Origin of the sequence: Streptosporangium sp. NPDC048047 (assembly GCF_040653115.1) — a bacterium.
Classification (GTDB): Bacteria; Actinomycetota; Actinomycetes; order Streptosporangiales; family Streptosporangiaceae; genus Streptosporangium.
In genome coordinates, this window is the sequence record NZ_JBEZNH010000012.1 from 68,013 (window position 1) to 86,056 (window position 18,044).

At 71.6% G+C, this 18,044-nt stretch carries 16 protein-coding genes; 9 read left to right on the forward strand and 7 right to left on the reverse strand.

All coding sequences use genetic code 11. From position 1 onward, the window contains the following. From AB0D67_RS13430 to AB0D67_RS13445, 4 genes are all read left to right on the forward strand, one after another. Nucleotides 1–842, forward strand: an 842-nt coding sequence (locus AB0D67_RS13430; protein ID WP_362933541.1) for an RDD family protein, incomplete at its 5' end; no start/stop codon positions are given. Between the two features lie 1,344 nt (nucleotides 843–2,186). Continuing rightward, nucleotides 2,187–2,516, forward strand: coding sequence for an Lsr2 family protein (locus tag AB0D67_RS13435; RefSeq protein WP_362933544.1), 330 nt, complete (start codon nucleotides 2,187–2,189; stop codon nucleotides 2,514–2,516). 289 nt (nucleotides 2,517–2,805) lie between these two features. Next, nucleotides 2,806–5,313, forward strand: coding sequence for an ATP-dependent Clp protease ATP-binding subunit (locus AB0D67_RS13440; protein ID WP_362933547.1), 2,508 nt, complete (start codon nucleotides 2,806–2,808; stop codon nucleotides 5,311–5,313). A 446-nt stretch (nucleotides 5,314–5,759) separates the two neighbouring features. After that, nucleotides 5,760–6,710, forward strand: a complete 951-nt coding sequence (locus AB0D67_RS13445; RefSeq protein WP_362933550.1) for a TIM barrel protein — start codon at nucleotides 5,760–5,762, stop codon at nucleotides 6,708–6,710. Between the two features lie 213 nt (nucleotides 6,711–6,923). Here the strand turns inward: AB0D67_RS13445 and AB0D67_RS13450 are convergent, their stop codons facing one another. After that, nucleotides 6,924–7,799, reverse strand: coding sequence for an A/G-specific adenine glycosylase (locus AB0D67_RS13450; RefSeq protein WP_362933553.1), 876 nt, complete (start codon nucleotides 7,797–7,799; stop codon nucleotides 6,924–6,926). Nucleotides 7,800–7,927: 128 nt separating this feature from the next. Between AB0D67_RS13450 and AB0D67_RS13455 the strand changes: the two genes are divergently transcribed. Further along, nucleotides 7,928–8,620: a hypothetical protein gene (locus AB0D67_RS13455; RefSeq protein WP_362933556.1), complete on the forward strand. Its 693-nt coding sequence runs from the start codon at nucleotides 7,928–7,930 to the stop codon at nucleotides 8,618–8,620. Nucleotides 8,621–8,708: 88 nt separating this feature from the next. On the opposite strand, the gene disA is transcribed toward AB0D67_RS13455, so the two are convergent. The 3 genes from disA to AB0D67_RS13470 all read right to left on the reverse strand — a co-directional run bounded on the left by disA (nucleotide 8,709) and on the right by AB0D67_RS13470 (nucleotide 12,016). Continuing rightward, complete coding sequence (gene disA / locus AB0D67_RS13460) at nucleotides 8,709–9,791, reverse strand: DNA integrity scanning diadenylate cyclase DisA (RefSeq protein WP_362933559.1); 1,083 nt, start codon at nucleotides 9,789–9,791, stop codon at nucleotides 8,709–8,711. A 132-nt stretch (nucleotides 9,792–9,923) separates the two neighbouring features. Beyond that, nucleotides 9,924–11,324 (reverse strand): DNA repair protein RadA, encoded by a 1,401-nt coding sequence (gene radA / locus AB0D67_RS13465; RefSeq protein WP_362933562.1) that lies wholly within the window; start codon nucleotides 11,322–11,324, stop codon nucleotides 9,924–9,926. Nucleotides 11,325–11,464: 140 nt separating this feature from the next. Continuing rightward, entirely contained in the window at nucleotides 11,465–12,016 is a 552-nt protein-coding gene (locus tag AB0D67_RS13470; RefSeq protein ID WP_362933565.1) for a TetR/AcrR family transcriptional regulator, read from the reverse strand. A 97-nt stretch (nucleotides 12,017–12,113) separates the two neighbouring features. Here AB0D67_RS13470 and AB0D67_RS13475 point away from each other — a divergent pair, with 97 nt between their 5' ends. Next, nucleotides 12,114–12,854, forward strand: coding sequence for an SDR family oxidoreductase (locus AB0D67_RS13475; protein ID WP_362933568.1), 741 nt, complete (start codon nucleotides 12,114–12,116; stop codon nucleotides 12,852–12,854). A 253-nt stretch (nucleotides 12,855–13,107) separates the two neighbouring features. Next, on the forward strand, nucleotides 13,108–14,436 hold the full coding sequence (locus AB0D67_RS13480) for a hypothetical protein (protein ID WP_362933571.1): 1,329 nt from the start codon (nucleotides 13,108–13,110) through the stop codon (nucleotides 14,434–14,436). 110 nt (nucleotides 14,437–14,546) lie between these two features. On the opposite strand, the gene trxA is transcribed toward AB0D67_RS13480, so the two are convergent. The 3 genes from trxA to AB0D67_RS13495 all read right to left on the reverse strand — a co-directional run bounded on the left by trxA (nucleotide 14,547) and on the right by AB0D67_RS13495 (nucleotide 16,188). After that, a complete protein-coding gene (gene trxA / locus AB0D67_RS13485) occupies nucleotides 14,547–14,861 on the reverse strand; it encodes a thioredoxin (protein ID WP_362933574.1) in 315 nt (104 codons plus the stop codon). Continuing rightward, nucleotides 14,858–15,253 (reverse strand): MerR family transcriptional regulator, encoded by a 396-nt coding sequence (locus AB0D67_RS13490; protein WP_362933577.1) that lies wholly within the window; start codon nucleotides 15,251–15,253, stop codon nucleotides 14,858–14,860. The genes trxA and AB0D67_RS13490 overlap by 4 nt, the downstream gene beginning before the upstream one ends. 233 nt (nucleotides 15,254–15,486) lie before the next feature. Then, entirely contained in the window at nucleotides 15,487–16,188 is a 702-nt protein-coding gene (locus tag AB0D67_RS13495) for a class I SAM-dependent methyltransferase (protein ID WP_362933580.1), read from the reverse strand. A 238-nt stretch (nucleotides 16,189–16,426) separates the two neighbouring features. Here AB0D67_RS13495 and AB0D67_RS13500 point away from each other — a divergent pair, with 238 nt between their 5' ends. Both AB0D67_RS13500 and AB0D67_RS13505 read left to right on the forward strand, forming a co-directional pair. After that, nucleotides 16,427–17,239, forward strand: a complete 813-nt coding sequence (locus AB0D67_RS13500; RefSeq protein ID WP_362933583.1) for a sugar phosphate isomerase/epimerase — start codon at nucleotides 16,427–16,429, stop codon at nucleotides 17,237–17,239. 38 nt (nucleotides 17,240–17,277) lie between these two features. Beyond that, complete coding sequence (locus tag AB0D67_RS13505; RefSeq protein WP_362933586.1) at nucleotides 17,278–17,934, forward strand: TetR family transcriptional regulator; 657 nt, start codon at nucleotides 17,278–17,280, stop codon at nucleotides 17,932–17,934. Nucleotides 17,935–18,044: the final 110 nt, after the last annotated feature.

Sequence of the window (18,044 nt, forward strand, 5' to 3'; positions counted from 1 at the left end):
CCTCCTACGACCAGCAGCAGGGCTACGGCCAGCAGGCCGCCCAGCCGGGGTACGGCGGCCAGCAGGGCGCACAGCCCGGCTACGGTCAGCAGCCGTCCTACGACCAGGGTGCCGCCTACGGTCAGCAGCCGTCGTACGACCAGGGCGCCTACGGCCAGCAGGGCGCACAGCCCGGCTACGGCCAGCAGCCCTCCTACGACCAGCAGCAGGCGTACGGCCAGCCCGGCTACGGCGCCCAGTACGGCCAGCAGCCCGGCTACGGCGCCCAGCCGCAGGGCTACGGCCAGCAGGGCTACGCCCCGCAGTGGGGCGAGGGCGGTCACGCCCCGGGCGTGTCGGCCCCGCTCGCCGAGTGGTGGCAGCGCCTGGTCGCCCGCATCGTCGACGGTGTGATCCTGGCGATCCCCACGTTCATCGTCACGCTCGTGCTGACCGGGATCCTGGTCACCCAGCCGTCCTTCAACATGGAGACCGGGGAGTACAGCCTCGGCAGCGGGGTGTTCCTCGCGACCTTCCTCATCGGTCTCGTCGGCGGCCTGATCTACTTCGTCTACGAGTTCCTGATGCTGAAGGCGACGGGGCAGACCGTCGGCAAGATGGTCATGGGCATCAGGGTCGTCCCGGTCGGCGGGGCGCCCCACTCCCGTGGGCTTCCCTCGAACAAGGCCATGAGCCGGGCGGGCGTCCTTTACGGCCCGTCCATGCTGCGCGGCATTCCCGTCGTCGGCGCCATCATCGGGATCTTCACCCTGGTGAACGTGCTCTGGCAGCTGTGGGACAAGCCGCTGCGCCAGTGCCTGCACGACAAGGCGGCCGCGACGACGGTCGTGAAGACCAAGTAGTTCCGGGACTCCCCGAAAAAACGGGGCCGGCGGGTTGAACCGCCGGCCCCGTTTTTTCGTGTGTGGAGGGAAACGAGAGGGGTAGCGGTACCCCCGGAAGGGACGGTAACGGCGGCCGGAGACGACTGCGGCGGGCCATGAACCCGTACGCCCCCGCGGGGGCGTTATGGCCTTCTTCCGGCCACTTCTCGGGCGGGATCCCCGGAGAGGGCGTTATGGAGCCTTCCAGGGGTGCTTCCGGGTCACGACAAACCCCGCGGATCGGCTGTGCCGTCACTCCGGGTGCCTATAGGACGTCAATGGGGTGACAGTTACCCGGGCAACTTCCGTGACATCCGGCGAATGGCGTCCGGCGGGCGGGCCGCACCGTGGCCTCCGGCGACTTCCCGCGTCTTCTCCCGGAGCGGCGGGGAATGCGGGTTCGCCTTCCCCGCATGCCCGGGAAGGCGTTCTCGCGGATCCGGCCCGGGTTAGCCGGTACACCGCCTGCCCGGTGGTTTGGTGGTTATAAGGGCTACGACTATGTTCCTTGCGCCTGAGGGTCGTAGGCTTGGGAAGAAAGCGATGAAGATCCGTCTTGTTCCGCGGGCCGAAGACGTGCCGCGGAACCCGCCGCCCGCCGAAGAGGGCGAGGTCCGACGGGGCTCCACCCGAGCGTTCCCGTCCTCTTGACATTACCGCCGCCGACCCGGCGAGGATGATCCGGAGCTTCAGCAAGATCTTTTCTGTTGCGGCCGAAAAACCCTTGTGAGCAGGGGGTTTCCGAGGCTGCCGGGAGGGGGCGGCTGTCAAGTGGCCGCAGTTGACATTGGTTTTTCGGCAGAGTGATCATCAGATGATCGCCCTGTCGGTTTTTTCCCAGGGGCTTTACGGACGGCAACCGGTAAGACGGCTGGAGAGAAGCATTAAGGTGGAGACGGGCGGTCCCGGGGGCCCGTGCCGCCCGCCGGTGACGCTAAGGTCGTGCCTGGGCGGAGGCCCATGGCCCGAGCGGCTTCCCGGCCCGCGGGCGGGCACGCCGCCCCCGGAATTCCACGGTCCCCAAAAGTCACCCACGGTGCGGAGCGAGGACGAATGAACGACGTATTGTCCGCGTTGATACCCCCGGTGGTCGTCGGCGGGGCCTTCATCTACGGAGTGGTCAAGCTTCTTCGCAGTGAAGCCGCCGGTCGGCGCCCGGCAAAACGGGAGGACGTCCCCGGCCCCCAGGACGGATGATCGCCCGCCGTCCGGTTCCGGTCGGGTTCCCGGGAGAATCGCCGGGGTCCCGGAATTGCCGCCCCCCGATGGCGGGTATATGTTTGGCTAGCGAATGAAACAATACTCCGCGAAAGGATTGCGTAGATGGCCAAGCAGATCCAGGAGATTCTCATCGACGACCTCGATGGGGGCGAGGCCAATGAGACGGTCGCCTTCGCGATTGACGGCACGAGCTACGAGATTGATCTCAGTGAAGTAAACGCGAAGAAGCTCCGCGACTCCCTGTCGCCTTTCGTGCAGGGCGCCCGCCGTTCCGGTGCGGCTCCGCGCCGCCGCCGCGCGGGCGGCAGCAGGGCCCTCACGCGGGAGAAGAGTGCCGACATCCGGGCCTGGGCGAAGTCGCACGGCCTTAATGTCAGCGAGCGCGGCCGTATCGCCTCCAAGATCGTCGAGCAGTACGAAGCGGCTCACTAGCGGGAGTCGCGCGACTGCTCGCGGGATCGTTGAATCATGCGGTTATGGCGGCCACGGTGGGGTCCGGTGGCGGCCATGACCGCATGACGCGTTTGATCGTCTATAAACGGCGTTCGCTTGCGGCGTAGCGGGAACATCTCACCCCCGTTAAGTAGTTGGATGGAGGGTGAACGCCCTGCTCCCGGGGAACGTCTCGTTCATAGAGCGGTCGTCTGGGCAGGGCTACCATGCGGGATGACAGGGCCCGGATATCCCGGACCTGCCTGACCGCTCTGTGAGGAGCGACGAGATGTTCGAGAGGTTCACCGACCGCGCACGGCGGGTTGTCGTCCTGGCCCAAGAAGAGGCCCGGATGCTCAACCACAACTACATCGGTACGGAGCACATCCTTCTTGGCTTGATCCATGAAGGTGAAGGCGTTGCCGCCAAGGCTCTGGAGAGCCTCGGCATCAGCCTTGAAGGTGTGCGTCAGCAGGTCGAGGAGATCATCGGCCAGGGACAGTCCGCGCCTTCGGGGCACATTCCCTTCACCCCGCGCGCCAAGAAGGTCCTTGAGCTGTCGCTCCGTGAGGCCTTGCAGCTGGGTCACAACTACATCGGCACAGAGCACATCCTGCTCGGCCTCATCCGTGAGGGCGAAGGCGTCGCCGCCCAGGTGCTGGTGAAGCTGGGGGCGGACCTCAACCGCGTCCGGCAGCAGGTCATCCAGTTGCTCCACGGTTACCAGGGCAAGGAGCCGGCCGCCGCGGGCGGCCCGCAGGAGTCGGCGCCGTCGACCTCCCTCGTCCTGGACCAGTTCGGCCGCAACCTGACGCAGGCCGCCCGTGAGGGCAAGCTCGACCCGGTCATCGGCCGCGACAAGGAGATCGAGCGGGTCATGCAGGTCCTCTCCCGGAGGACCAAGAACAACCCGGTCCTGGTGGGTGAGCCCGGCGTCGGCAAGACCGCCGTCGTCGAGGGCCTGTCCCAGAAGATCGTCAAGGGCGAGGTTCCCGAGACGCTCAAGGACAAGCAGCTCTACACCCTGGACCTCGGCGCGCTGGTGGCGGGCTCCCGCTACCGCGGTGACTTCGAGGAGCGCCTCAAGAAGGTGCTCAAGGAGATCCGCACCCGCGGCGACATCATCCTGTTCATCGACGAGCTGCACACGCTCGTGGGCGCGGGCGCCGCGGAGGGCGCGATCGACGCCGCCAGCATCCTCAAGCCGATGCTGGCCCGCGGCGAGCTGCAGACCATCGGCGCCACCACCCTCGACGAGTACCGCAAGCACCTGGAGAAGGACGCCGCGCTGGAGCGCCGCTTCCAGCCGATCCAGGTGGCCGAGCCCAGCCTCAGCCACACGATCGAGATCCTCAAGGGCCTGCGTGACCGTTACGAGGCCCACCACCGGGTCTCGATCACCGACGGCGCACTCGTCGCCGCCGCGCAGCTCGCCGACCGCTACATCAGCGACCGGTTCCTGCCCGACAAGGCGATCGACCTGATCGACGAGGCCGGCTCGCGCATGCGCATCCGCCGTATGACCGCGCCGCCGGACCTGCGCGAGTACGACGAGAAGATCGCCAACGTGCGGCGCGACAAGGAGTCCGCGATCGACGCGCAGGACTTCGAGAAGGCCGCCGCGCTGCGCGACCAGGAGAAGCAGCTCCAGCTCAAGCGCGAGCGCCGGGAGAAGGAGTGGAAGGCCGGCGACATGGACGTCGTCGCCGAGGTCACCGAGGAGCTCATCGCCGAGGTCCTGGCGACCGCCACCGGCATCCCGGTCTTCAAGCTCACCGAGGAGGAGTCCCAGCGGCTGCTCCGCATGGAGGACGAGCTGCACAAGCGGATCATCGGCCAGGACGACGCCATCAGGGGTCTGTCCCGCTCGATCCGCCGTACCCGCGCCGGTCTGAAGGACCCGCGCCGCCCGGGTGGCTCGTTCATCTTCGCCGGCCCGTCCGGCGTCGGTAAGACCGAGCTGTCCAAGACGCTGGCCGAGTTCCTGTTCGGGGACGAGGACGCGTTGATCATGCTGGACATGTCCGAGTTCATGGAGAAGCACACCGTCTCCCGGCTGTTCGGCTCGCCTCCCGGCTACGTCGGATACGAGGAGGGCGGCCAGCTCACCGAGAAGGTGCGGCGCAAGCCGTTCTCCGTGGTCCTCTTCGACGAGATCGAGAAGGCCCACCCGGACATCTTCAACTCGCTGCTGCAGATCCTGGAGGACGGTCGCCTGACCGACGCCCAGGGCCGCGTGGTGGACTTCAAGAACACCGTCATCATCATGACGACCAACCTCGGCACCCGGGACATCTCCAAGGGCATCGGGGTGGGCTTCGCGAAGTCCAACGACGCCGAGTCGAACTACGACCGGATGAAGGCGAAGGTGCAGGAGGAGCTCAAGCAGAACTTCCGGCCCGAGTTCCTCAACCGCGTCGACGACATCGTGGTCTTCCACCAGCTCACGCCGAAGGAGATCATCAGCATCGTGGACCTGATGCTGGCGCAGGTCGCCGAGCGTCTGAAGGACCGCGACATGGGCCTGGAGGTCTCGCCGGAGGCCAAGCAGCTGCTGGCCGAACGCGGTTACGACCCGGTGATGGGCGCCCGGCCGCTGCGCCGGACGATCCAGCGCGAGCTGGAGGACACGCTGTCGGAGAAGATCCTGTACGGCGAGCTCCGTCCCGGTCAGATCGTCAAGATCTCGATCGAGGGTGAGGGCGACGCCGCCAAGTTCGTCTTCGTCGGCGAGGCCGCGCCGGCCGACCGGGTCCCCGACTCGGCGGCCGCGATCGCGGAGCCGATCCAGCACTGATCCGGTCCGGATCGGCGCCGGCCCGGCGCCGATCCGGCGGTGGTGCGACAACGCGGTGTGACAGCGCGGCGTGATGACACGACGCGGCAGCGCGACGCGATGGCACGACTCTGAGCGGACCCCCCGTGAGCAGTCTCACGGCGGGGTCCGCTCTTTTGTTTCCGAAGAAGGTGTGCCACCACCGTAGGTAGTACTACACTCTGTAGAGTGATTCGGCCGGCTCACCGGCGTGACCCGGTTCGGTGGTCACGGCGAGACCGGTCCCGACGTCACCCCGCCGGCGTACCGACGAATCGGCTCCGGGGATGACGCGGGGACCGGTGCCCAGGCGGGAAGCTCGGCGGATCCGGTCGAACCCTCGGCGGCAAAGGACCCGCCGGCCCGTGGTCCGGGTTTCCACGCGGGCGTCCGGGATCGCCGTACAGAGCACGCCTTGGAGGCATCGGATGCGTTTGCGGCACGAGGACGGGACACTCGTTCACCTGTCCTACAACGCGGGCGTGCATCCCGCTGAGGACCTGGAGAACCTCATCGCCCACCTGACCCGGTACGCGGTCCCGGTGCGCAAGCGCCTGGGCGTCGACCGGATGGGCGTAGGCCTCTGGCTGTCGCCGACGGTGGCCGACCATCTCATCGCCGACCGGATCGAACTGGTACGGCTGCGTCGCTCGCTGGAGGAGCGCGGCCTGGAGGTCGTCGGCCTCAATGGCACCGGCGGGCGCAACCAGGAGGCCCCCGGCCCCGACTGGGCCAAGCCCGAGCGCTACCGCTACACGATGGCGCTGGCCAAGATCCTGGCCTTCCTGCTCCCGGAGGACGTCCGCTTCGGCAGCATCTCCACCATCCCCATCGGCTGGCGCCGCGACTGGCCGTCCGACCTGCACGCGATCGCCACCCGCCGCCTGGAGCGCCTCTCGCGTGAGCTGCGCGGCCTGTACAGCGTCACCGGCAAGACGATCAGGGTCGGCTTCGAGCCGTGGCCCGGGTGCGTGCTGGAGACCACCAAGCAGGCCCTCGACCGGGTCTGTGACATCGACTCCGAGCACCTCGGCGTCTGCCTGGACGCCTGCCACCTCGCCGGTGGCTCCGAGGAGCCTGGCATGGCGCTGCGCGGCCTGGCCGCCGCCGGCGCTCCGGTGGTGAAGCTCGGTCACGTCCACAACCACGTCAGCGACGCCTGCCGGGAGCTTCCGAGCACCCGCACGGTCCTGGAGGACACCCTCACCGCGATGCTCTCCGGCGCGGTGAACGGCACCGCCCACATCGAGGTCGAGACCCACGACCTGGCCGTTCCGGTCCGCGCCAAGGGTCCCGGCGCGCTGGTCACCGCGCTCGCCGACGAGCTCGACTGGGCTCGCACCAACCTCACCGCGCTCGGTCTGCGCCTGGCCGCCTGAGGGCCGTCCGGGAAGCCGTCCCGTCCGGATCCCGCCGGCCGCCCGTCCGAACCCGTCCGAACCCGTCCGGATCCCGCCGGACCCGGCGGGTCTCCCGGTCCCGGCGCCTCCCGCGCCGGCCGTTCCACACAGGTCGGCTCCACCGGCCCCACCGTCTCCGCCTGCCCGGTCAGCTCGGCCGGCGTCGCCGACCGGCTCCGGCCGATCGGCGGTTCAGCCGGGCAGGCGGTAGGTGCCGTCGTCCAGGACCTCGGCCAGGCCGTCGGCGACGAGGCCGTCCAGGGCGCGCTCCCGCTGCGTGTCGCTCTCCCAGACCGCGTCCAGGGCGGTCTTGGGGACCGGGCCGTGAGCCTGGCGCAGGACCGCCAGCAGGCGTCCCCGGCACTGGCGGTCGGTGCCCGCGTAGGACTGCCCCCGGCGGGCGGGCCCGTCGTAGGGCGGCTTGCCCGCCAGACGCCAGGCGCACAGCGCGCTGACCGGGCAGTCGGCGCAGCGCGGGGCTCGGGCCGTGCAGACCAGCGCGCCCAGCTCCATGACGGCGACCGCCCAGACGGGCGCCTCGTCCGGGCCGGGCAGCAGCGACTCGGCGAGCCTGCGCTCGGGCGGCGTGGTCGCCTTCGGCGGATACTCCTCACCACGCACGGCCCGCGCCAGGACCCGCCTGACGTTGGTGTCCAGGACCGCGTGGCGGCCCCCGAAGGCGAAGCTGGCCACCGCGGCCGCGGTGTACTCGCCGACGCCCGGCAGCGCCAGCAGGGTGGCGTGGTCCGACGGCACCTCCCCGCCGTGCCGATCGGTGATCGCCCGCGCGCAGGCGTGCAGGTTGAGGGCGCGGCGCGGGTAGCCGAGGCGCCCCCAGTGGCGTACGGCCTCGCCCGCGGGCTCCTTGGCGAGCGCGGCGGGCGTGGGCCAGCGCTCCATCCACTCGGTCCAGACGGGCAGCACCCGGACCACGGGCGTCTGCTGCAGCATGATCTCGCTGACCAGGATCGACCAGGGGGAGGCCCCGGGGGCCCGCCAGGGGAGGTCGCGGGCGTGGTCGGCGTACCAGCCGAGCACGGGGTCCAGGAGAGGGTTCGACTCGGGCACGCCTCGACGATAGTGCGGGACGACCCCCTGCTCACCCCGCGGCCCCCTGCCTGCTTCCCGGCGACGTGAAACGCGTGACAGCGGCGGGTCGCCCCTGCCACTCCATCGGGGGTCCCCATACTGTACGCATGGACCCGGACACTTTCCGTAGCGGAATAGGGGCGGACGTCTACTGGCGGCGCCGGGTGGTCGCGCTCATCGGCGTGCTCGTGGTGGTCGCCGTCGTGGCCTGGGCCTGCTCGTCGAGCAAGCCGGAGCGCCCACGGAAGGAAGGCGCGGCCGACCGGCCGGCCGGTCCGGACGCGGTGTCGGCCGCACTGCCGACCGTGACGGTCACCTCCTCCCCGGGAACACCGTCCCCACCGTTACCGTCACCGTCACCGTCTCCGTACGCGTCGCCGTCGTCCTCGGCCGCGGCGGACGGGAGGCCCGGCGGCTCCTGCTCCCCGGCCGATCTCGTGCTGAGCGTGCGCGGGATGGGGGAGATCTACGGGCCGGGCGATCGGCCGAGGTTCCTGCTCACCCTCGTCAACACCGGCGAGGCGTCGTGCCGGGCCGACGTCGGGCCACGGGCGATGGAGGTGCGGATCACCTCCGGCGCCGACCGGGTGTGGTCCTCAGCCGACTGCGTCAGCGGCGGGACCGACGACTTCCACCGGCTGGAGCGGGGCGTGCCGTACGTCCGGGAGGTCGTCTGGGACCGTCGGCGGTCGGACACGGAGTGCGCGGCCGCGGGCGCCGCGGCCCGGCCGGGCACGTACGTCGCCGCGGTCGGCACCCCGGGCCTCAGGGGCGACAGGACGGTCTTCCACCTGAGGTGACGGAGAAGTGTCCTGGGGCGACGGAGAAGCGTCCTGAGGTGACGGAGAAGCGTCAGCCATAGGGCCCCAGGACGGCTCCAGGACGGCGTCAGACGTAGCGCTCCAGGATGGAGGACTCGGCGAGGCGGGAGAGGCCCTCACGGATGTGGCGGGCCCGGGCCTCACCGACGCCGCCCACCTCCTGGAGGTCGCCGATGCTGGCGGCCAGAAGCTTCTGCAGGCTGCCGAACTGGTCGACCAGGCGGTCGACGACCGTGCCCGGCAGCCGGGGGACCTTGGCCAGCAGGCGGTAGCCCCGGGGGCTCACCGAGGCGTCCAGGGCGTCGCTGCCCGGGTGGCCGAGGACCCGCGCGACGACGGAGAGGTCGAGCAGGTCGCTGGAGGAGAGCTCGTCGAGGTCGTGCAGGGCCTCGGCGAACCCGCGCCGGCGGCCCCCCGTGGGGAGGTAGTCGCGCACGATCAGCTCGCGGTCGGTCTCGGTGCCGGCCACCAGCTCGTCGAACTGCAGGGAGAGCAGGCGGCCGTCGGTACCGAGCTCGACGACGTATCCGGCGATCTCCTCGGAGATGCGCCGGACCATCTCCAGGCGCTGGGCGACCACCGCGACGTCGCGGACCGTCACCAGGTCCTCGATCTCCAGGGCCGAGAGCGTGCCGGAGACCTCGTCCAGGCGGTGCTTGTAGCGCTCCAGCGTGGCCAGGGCCTGGTTGGCCCGGGAGAGGATCGCCGCGGACTCCTCCAGCACGTAGCGGACGCCGTCGAGGTAGAGGGCGATGATCCGCATGGACTTGCTGAGGGTGATCACCGGCAGGGACGTCTGCACGGCCACCCGCTGGGCGGTGCGGTGCCGGGTGCCGGACTCGTCGGTCGGGAGGGACGGGTCGGGCATCAGGTGCACGGCCGCGCGGACGATCCGCAGATCACCGGAGTTGAGCACGATGGCGCCGTCCATCTTGGCCAGCTCACGCAGCCGCGTCGCGGAGAACTCGACGTCGAGCTCGAAGCCGCCGCTGCAGATCTCCTCGACCGTGCGGTCGTAGCCCAGCACGATCAGGCCGCCCGTCTGACCGCGCAGGATGCGCTCCAGGCCGTCGCGGAGGGCGGTGCCCGGTGCGACGGCGGCCAGGACGGCTCTGCGGCGCTCGTCCAGTCCTTTGTACGTCGTTGCCACTTGACCCCCGTGGTCTGCGCGTCAGCCCCAGCTTACCCACGAAGCCTCTCCGGAACCCGGGGTGCGGGTCCTCACCGGGGGCCTCAGGCACCGGCCCGCACCGAAGCCTCAGGTGGGGGCCGCGAGGGAGCCTCAGGTGACGTGGGTGAGGGCGTCCCAGACGTTCTCCGCCTCGATGACGTCGAAGCCGGGCGCGAAGCCCGCGGCCCGGCCGCCGACCGGGACCAGGGAGCGGTCCGCGCCCTTGCGCCGCCCGCTGTCCAGGGAACCGGCCGGGACGAGGGCGCGGGTGAAGCCCAGCCGGGCGGCCTCCGACAGGCGGCGCCGTACGTCGCGCACCGGGCGCAGCTCCCCGGCCAGGCCCACCTCTCCCACCACGACCAGCCCGGGTGGCAGCGCCTTGTCTCCGGCCGCGCTCGCCACCGCGAGCATCACCGACAGGTCGATCGCCGGGTCGTTGAGCTTGATGCCGCCCACGGTGGCGGTGAAGACGTCGCAGCCGCCCAGCTTGGCGTTGAGCCGCCGCTCCAGCACGGCCAGCACCATCGTGACGCGGTAGGCGTCGAGCCCGGAGGTGGAGCGGCGCGGCTGCTGGGCCTCGGTCCGGGCGACGAGGGCCTGGACCTCGGCGGGCAGCGGCCGGGTGCCCTCCAGGGTGACGGTGACGCAGGTGCCGGGCACGGGGTCGGTGCGGTGGGAGACGAACAGGCCGCTGGCGTCGGCTATGCCCTCGATGCCGTCCTCGTGCAGGTCGAAGCAGCCGACCTCGTCGACGGGGCCGTAGCGGTTCTTGATCGCGCGGACCATGCGGAGCCGGGAGTGGCGGTCGCCCTCGAAATGGAGCACGACGTCGACCAGGTGCTCCAGCGTGCGGGGGCCCGCGATCGAGCCCTCCTTGGTGACGTGGCCGACCAGGACCGTGGACATGCCGCGCTCCTTGGCCAGCCGGACGAGGTTGCCCGCGACCTCCCTGACCTGGGTGACGCCGCCGGGGACGCCGGTGGCCTGAGCCGAGCCGATGGTCTGCACCGAGTCGACGACGAGCAGGTCGGGACGGACCTTCTCGACGTGCGTGACCAGCGCTCCCAGGTCGGTCTCGGCTGCGAGGTAGAGGTGCTCCTGGATCGCGCCGATCCGGTCGGCCCGGACCCGAACCTGGGCGGCGGACTCCTCTCCCGTGATGTACAGCACGGTCTGCTGCCTGGCCATCTTCGCCGCGGCGTCGAGCAGGAGCGTGGACTTGCCGATGCCGGGCTCCCCGGCCAGCAGGATCACCGCGCCGGGCACCACGCCGCCGCCGAGCACCCGGTCGAGCTCGGAGACGCCGGTGCCGCGGGCGTGCGCCACCTCGGCCTTGACCTGCCCGATCGGGACGGCCGGGGACGACACCGCACCGGCGGAGGCCACGTGCACGCCGGCGCGCGCGTTCTCCTCCTCGACGGTGCCCCAGGCCTGGCACTCACCGCAGCGACCCACCCACTTGGCGGTCTGCCAACCGCACTCACCACAGCGATAGCCGACCTTCTTAGCCATGGCCGCACGCTACCGGCATCGACCGACAACTTTCACCCGCCGCGGCGCGCGGCGGGCGGGAGCGGTGTCACCGCCGGGTACGGGAGCCGGGTGCGGGAGCGGTTCCGCCGGGTGCGGGAGGCGCCCGGCCGGTGGCCCGCTCAGGCGTGACGGCGCAGGCCGTCGAGGACGACGCCCAGGAGACGGTGGGCGCGGGTGTCCCACTCCGCGGGCTCCAGGCGGGTCAGGCAGCCGATGAGCAGGATGACGTCACGGGCGTCCACGTCGGGGCGGACGACGCCCTCCGCCTTGCCCGCGTCGAGGAGCGTGGTCAGCGCCTCGCCGATCGGGCCGAGGCTGTGCGCGGACAGGTCCTGCCACACCCCCACCTCGACGGCCGCGAACACCTCGCGCTTGACCTTCGCGTACTCGGCCACCCGATCCAGCCAGCCGGCCAGGGCGGGCAGCGGCGGGTGCTCGGCGAGCAGTTCCGGCGCGGCGGCCACGAGGTCGTCCACGTCCTTGCGGTAGACCTCGGCGAGCAGGGCCTCCCGGGTCGGGAAGTGGCGGTAGAGGGTTCCCTGGCCGACGCCCGCCCGCTTGGCGATCTCGTTGAGCCGCACCTCGTCCGCGTTCGCGACGACCTCTCGTGCGGCCTGGAGGATCCGCGCGCGGTTCTCGGTGGCGTCGGCTCGGCGACGGGGTGCGTTCATCGGTCCTCCGCGGGACGGATTGGCTAAGCGGACACGTGTCCGTTACGGTGGGAGCATCCAAGCGGACACATGTCCATTTTATTGCGGAGGAAATCCCATGTCAGCCATCAGGGGCAAGGTCGTGGCCATCACCGGGGCGAGCAGCGGGATCGGCGAGGCCACCGCGCGCCTGCTCGCTGAGCGGGGCGCCGCCGTCGTGCTCGGCGCACGGCGGACGGACCGGCTCGACACGATCGCCCGGGAGATCCGCTCCCGTGGCGGGCGCGCCGTCACCCTCGCCGTCGACGTCACCGCCCGCGAGGACCTCGAACGGCTCGTCGGCCTGGCCGTGGCGGAGTTCGGACGGCTCGACGTGCTGGTGGGCAACGCCGGAATCAGCAGGATCGGCCCCGTGGCCGACCTGGACGTGGCCGGCTGGTCGGCGATGATCGACGTCAACCTGCGCGGCGTGCTGCACGGCATCGCCGCCGCGCTGCCGGTGTTCCGCGAGCAGGGGCAGGGCCACCTCGTGACCACGGTGTCGACGGCCGGGTTGAAGATCACGCCCACGATGGCGGTCTACGCCGCGACCAAGAACGCCGTGCGCACCCTCCTGGAAGGGCTGCGGCAGGAGTCGACCGACGGCGTGCTGCGGACGACGGCGGTCTCCCCGGGCTACGTGCGCACGGAACTCGCCGGCTCCATCGACGACCCCGAGGTCCGCGAGGAGATCCGCCGCAACATGGACCGGTACGCCATCGCGCCGGAAGCCGTCGCCCGCGCCGTGGCCTTCGCCGTCGAGCAGCCGCGTGACGTGGAGATCGGTGAGATCGTCATCCGCCCGACGACCCAGGGCTGAGCCGGCCGCCCCGCGTCCGGACAGGCTCCGCTTGGGACCGCCCTTCGGGAGGGTGCTCCACGTGGCCGCCCCGCGTCCGGACCGGTCCCGTACGGCCGGCCGCGATGACGAACGGCTCCGTCGCGGGAGGCGAGTGGGCAGGCGACGGGCCGGAAACGGCTTAGCCGCAGGAAACGTGAGGGTAGGTGCCGATCGGGGAGCGGGAGGACGGCCGGGGCTGCCGCGGCCGGGTGGCGGCGCGTACGATCTGGCCATGTCCGGACGGTTGGTGACGATCGTGACGTTGGTCGTGCTGCTGGCGGCGTGCGGTTCGGCCGACCGGCGGCCCTCGGCCGGGGAGACGCCCGGCGCGACCGGCTCGGGCCGGGGCTCGCCCGGCGTGACGGCGGCCCCGTGGACCGAGGCCGCGTCGCCGTCGCCCGACCCTTCCGCGCCCCCGTGGGCCCAGACCCCGGTGAGCGAGTGGGGCGGGTCGATGACGAGCACGGTGGTGTTCGCCGCCGACGACGCCTGGGCGGTCGGCGGGGTGGACGAGGGCGACACCCTGATCACCCGCTGGGACGGCCGTGCCTGGCGCGAGGTGGCCCCGCCCGTCAGGGCGTCGGAGGAGGTCCGCTTCCGGTTGCTGGCGGCGTCGTCCCGCGACGACCTGTGGGTGTTCGCCGACGACACGCGCGCCTGGCGCTGGACGGGCGCCGGGTGGGCCCCCCGGGGCGGCCTGGCCCGCACCGACGGTACGGCCCGCCCCGGTGCGAACGGTACGGCAGGCACAGACGGCACCGACGGTACGGCCGGCCCCGGTACGAACGGCCCGGGTACGAACGGCACAGACGGTACAGCAGGCACGAACGGTACGGCGGGCACGAACGGCACGGCCGGGGCCGGCGGGCTCTGGTTGCGGACCGCGGCCGTCGCGGGACCGCGCGACGTGTGGGTGGCCGGCACGACCCGGGGCGACCCCGCCCGCCCGTTTCTCGGCCGGTGGGACGGCTCGGCCTGGTCGGAGCTCCCGCTGCCACCCGGCGCGGAGGTGAACGACCTCGGCGCGCCGTCGCCCCGCGACGCGTGGGCCGTGGGCCGGACGGGCGGCCAGTCCATGATCATGCACTGGGCGGGGGAGCGGTGGGATCCCGTGCCAGCGCCGCCCGTGCCGGGCGCGCGGGGCACGGGGCTGGACCGCGTGCTCGCGGTGTCACCGGACGAGGCGTGGGCGCTGGGCACGGCCGAGGTGTCCGACAGCGAGAGGCATCAGCTCCTGCTGCGCTGGGACGGGAGCCGGTGGAGCACTGCCGGACCGCTCCCGGAGGACACGCGCCTCACCGCCCTGGAGTCCGACGGGCGCGGCGGGATCTGGGCCGGAGGCGAGAGCCGGGGCATCGGGGACGGGAACGAGGACGACGGGGAAAGGACGATCCTCCACTTCGACGGCGCGGTCTGGACGTACGGAAGGACGCCCGGCACCCAGTCGGGCCCCGTCGTGAACGACCTCGCGCGGTCCCCGGACGGCGACCTGATGGTCGCGGTCGGCGGCAACCCGGACTACGACGAGGACAGCGAGGCCTGGATCTGGACGCGGCGCTGAGTCATCCGGCCCGCCGAGTCACCTGTCCCGCCGAGTCACCTGTGCCGCTGAGTCGCTCGGCACGCGGGGCCGTCCCGGTCGTGACGGCCCCGCGGAACGCGATGAACGGGTCAGATGTGGCCCTCCAGGTCGGCGAGGAGGAGGCGCTTGGGCTTGGCGCCCACGATCTGCCGGACCACCTCGCCGCCCCTGTAGAGGTTGAGCGTGGGCAGGCCCGTGACGCCGTAGCGGGCCGCGATCTCCGGGTGTTCGTCGGAGTTCAGCTTGGCGATCGTGAGGCGGTCGCCGTACTCGGCCTCGATCTGCTCCAGGACCGGCGCGATCATCCGGCACGGCGGGCACCACTCGGCCCAGAAGTCCACCAGGACGGGCTTGTCGCTCTCCAGCACCTGCTCGGCGAAGTTGTCGGCGGTCAGATTGATCATGATTCTCCCTCGTTCCGGTCGGGAGGCGGCCCGAACATGCATCCCGGGCACGCCGCGCCGAGCTGGGCGGCCACCTCGGCCCGGCGCGTGAGCAGCGTGCGGATCTCGTCGTCGATCTCGGTCAGCTTGCGCCGGTAGACCTCCACCGACTCCGGGCACGAGGCCCCGGACTCGTGCCCGGCCCGCAGGCACGCCACGAACGGCCGGGCGTCCTCCAGCGTGAAGCCGACGGTGAGCAGCGACCTGATCTCAGTGACCAGTCGCAGGTCCGCCTCGCTGTACTCGCGGTAGCCGTTGGCCGCGCGTCGCGCGGTGATCAGCCCCTGCTGCTCGTAGTAGCGCAGTGCCCGGGTGCTGACCCCGGCACGTCTGGCGAGCTCTCCGATCCGCATCCGGACCTCCTCACCCCGTCACGGTAGGCGTTGACGTCAGCGTCAAGGTCAAGCCGTACGGCGGGCGATCCCATCCCGGTTCCCCGCCTCCGTTCGGTCACGGTTCCCGTTCGGTCACGGTTCCCGTTCGGTCACGGTTCCCGTTCGGCCACGGTTTCGTTCCGTCGTGGTTCCCGTTCCGGCACGGGGCCGGTCCCACCGAGGTCTCACCCCTCGTTCTCACCGGCCCGGAGTCAGAAACGCCGCCAGCGCAGCACGTTGGGGTAGTCGATCTCCAGACCGGGGGTCTCGGCGATGGCCTGAGCGGCGACCTCGGGGGTGAACTCGATGCGCAGCACCGCCTCCAGGTCGGCGCGGCGCTCGAAGGACATGCGCAGGTCCAGCGGCCTGCTCTGCCATCCCTGGCGGGTCCAGAAGCGTTCGACGGCCTCGGCGGAGTAGCCGGCGGGGACCGAACGGCCGAACCAGCGGCCGAACGCGCCGCGGCCGGCGTCCAGGTCGATGACGAAGGCCGCGCCGCCCCGCCGTACGACGCGGGAGAGCTCGGCGAGGCCGGGCTCGCAGCCGGGGCCGAAGAAGTACGCCCAGCGGGCGAAGGCGACGTCCACCGACGCGTCCGGGAGCGGCAGGTCCTGGGCGGCGGCCACGTGGACCTCGACGCCGGGCAGGGCCCGGCAGCGGCGGCGGGCGAGCTGGGCGAGTCCCTCGTGCGGCTCGACGCCGATCACGCGGGAGGCCGTGGCCGCCAGGGAGGGCAGGTGGTAGCCGGTTCCGCAGCCGATGTCGAGGACCGTCGCGCCGTCCCACGGCCGGATGGCGGCCATCGCCGCCTCGGCGCGCCCCTCCGGGTCCACGGCGCGGTTCTCCAGCTCGTAGACGTGCGGGGTGTTCCAGATGTTCGGGCTGGGGACGACGCCCCTCAACGGCCTGGGCATGCGTTCACGGTAGCGGTGTGTTCTCCGTCGCATCCGCGAGGCCGACTCCACAGGTCGCCCGGCGCGCTTAGGCTGGCAAGGTGAGCGAGCGAAGCGGACGGGACACCGGGCGCGGGGAGGCAAGCCCGCGCGCGTCCCGGGCAGGCGGCCCGGAGACCCCGGTGGACGTGCGGACCGGCGGACGCCGCGACGCCCGTTCGCGCGAGCTCCGCGAGCTCCGAGCCGGAGGGAAAGACAGATGAGCGTTGTCCGGGAACCCAGTGCGAAGATCGCTTTGTCCACCGCGTCGGTCTACCCAGAACGCACCCCGGACGCCTTCGAGCTGGCCGCGCGTCTCGGATACGACGGTGTCGAGATCATGGTGGGCGCCGACCCCGTGAGCCAGGACGTCGACGTCCTGGAGCGTCTGTCCGACCACTACCAGCTGCCGATCCTGGCCATCCACGCCCCCTGCCTGCTGGTGACCCAGCGTGTGTGGGGCAAGGACCCCTGGGCCAAGCTCCAGCGGGCGCAGCGGGCCGCCGAGCGGGTCGGGGCGCGGACGGTCGTGGTGCATCCGCCGTTCCGCTGGCAGCGCGACTACGCGCGCGACTTCGAGACCGGCCTGGCCCGGATGCGCGATGAGACCGACGTCGTCTTCGCGGTGGAGAACATGTTCCCGCTGCGGGCCCGGGGCAACGAGGTGGTCCCCTACTCGCCGGGCTGGAACCCGGTCGACTACGACTTCCCCCAGGTGACCCTGGACCTGTCGCACACGGCGGTGTCCGGCGTCGACGCCATGGAGATGTTCGGCAAGCTCGGCGACCGGATCGCGCACCTGCACCTCGCCGACGGCCTCGGGGTGGCGAACAAGGACGAGCACCTGGTCCCCGGCCGGGGGACCCAGCCGTGCGCGCCGATCCTGGAGCGCCTGTCGGCCGGCGGCTTCGGCGGCCTGGTGGTGCTGGAGATCAACACGCGCAAGGCGGCCAGCCGTACCGAGCGGATCGACGACCTCACCGAGGCGCTGGCCTTCGCCCGCCGTCACCTCGCCACGCCCTCGAAGGCCTGAGGGGCGCGGGGCCGGGCAGAGGGCGCGAGGACATGGGCGTGGAGGGCGCGGGACGCGCCGGCGGTGAGGGCGGCGTGGCGGACGCGGCGGCGGTCAGGCGGCGTCCGGGGCGCAGGCCGGGGTCGGCCGACACCCGGGGGCAGATCCTGGCGGCCGCGCGCCAGATCTTCGCGGAGAAGGGGTTCGACCGGACGACCGTCCGGGGCATCGCCCGGCAGGCGGGGGTGGACCCGGCGCTGGTCCACCACTACTTCACGAGCAAGGCGGGGGTCTTCGTCGCCGTCATGGACCTGCCGATGAACCCCGAGGAGGTCGTCCCCGTCCTCGTCGGCGGGCCGCGCGGGGAGGTCGGCGAGCGGATCGTCCGGTTCGTCCTGGGGCTGACCGCGGACCCGGAGGCGCGCCAGCCGCTGCTGGCCATGATCCGCACCGCGATGACCAACGACCAGGTGGCCGCCACGGTGCGGGAGTTCTTCACCGAGGAACTGCTGGACCGGGCCGCCCGGGGTCTCGGCGTTCCGCGGATCCGGATGGAGGCGGCCTTCTCCCAGATGTTCGGCCTGATCGTGATGCGGCATGTGCTGCGGCTCGATCCGCTCGCCTCGGCCGGAGTCGAGGAGCTGGTCGCGCTGTTCGCGCCGACGATCCAGCGGTATCTGGACGAGGACCGGCCGGCTCGCCCGACACTTGCGTAGAGCATTGTTCTGGACGCGGATTGACCGTATGGTGGCCACGGTCGCCGCGGGTCCGGGACCGACAACATGTTACCGATGGGTAGGATCTGTGGTAACCCGTCGTCACCGTG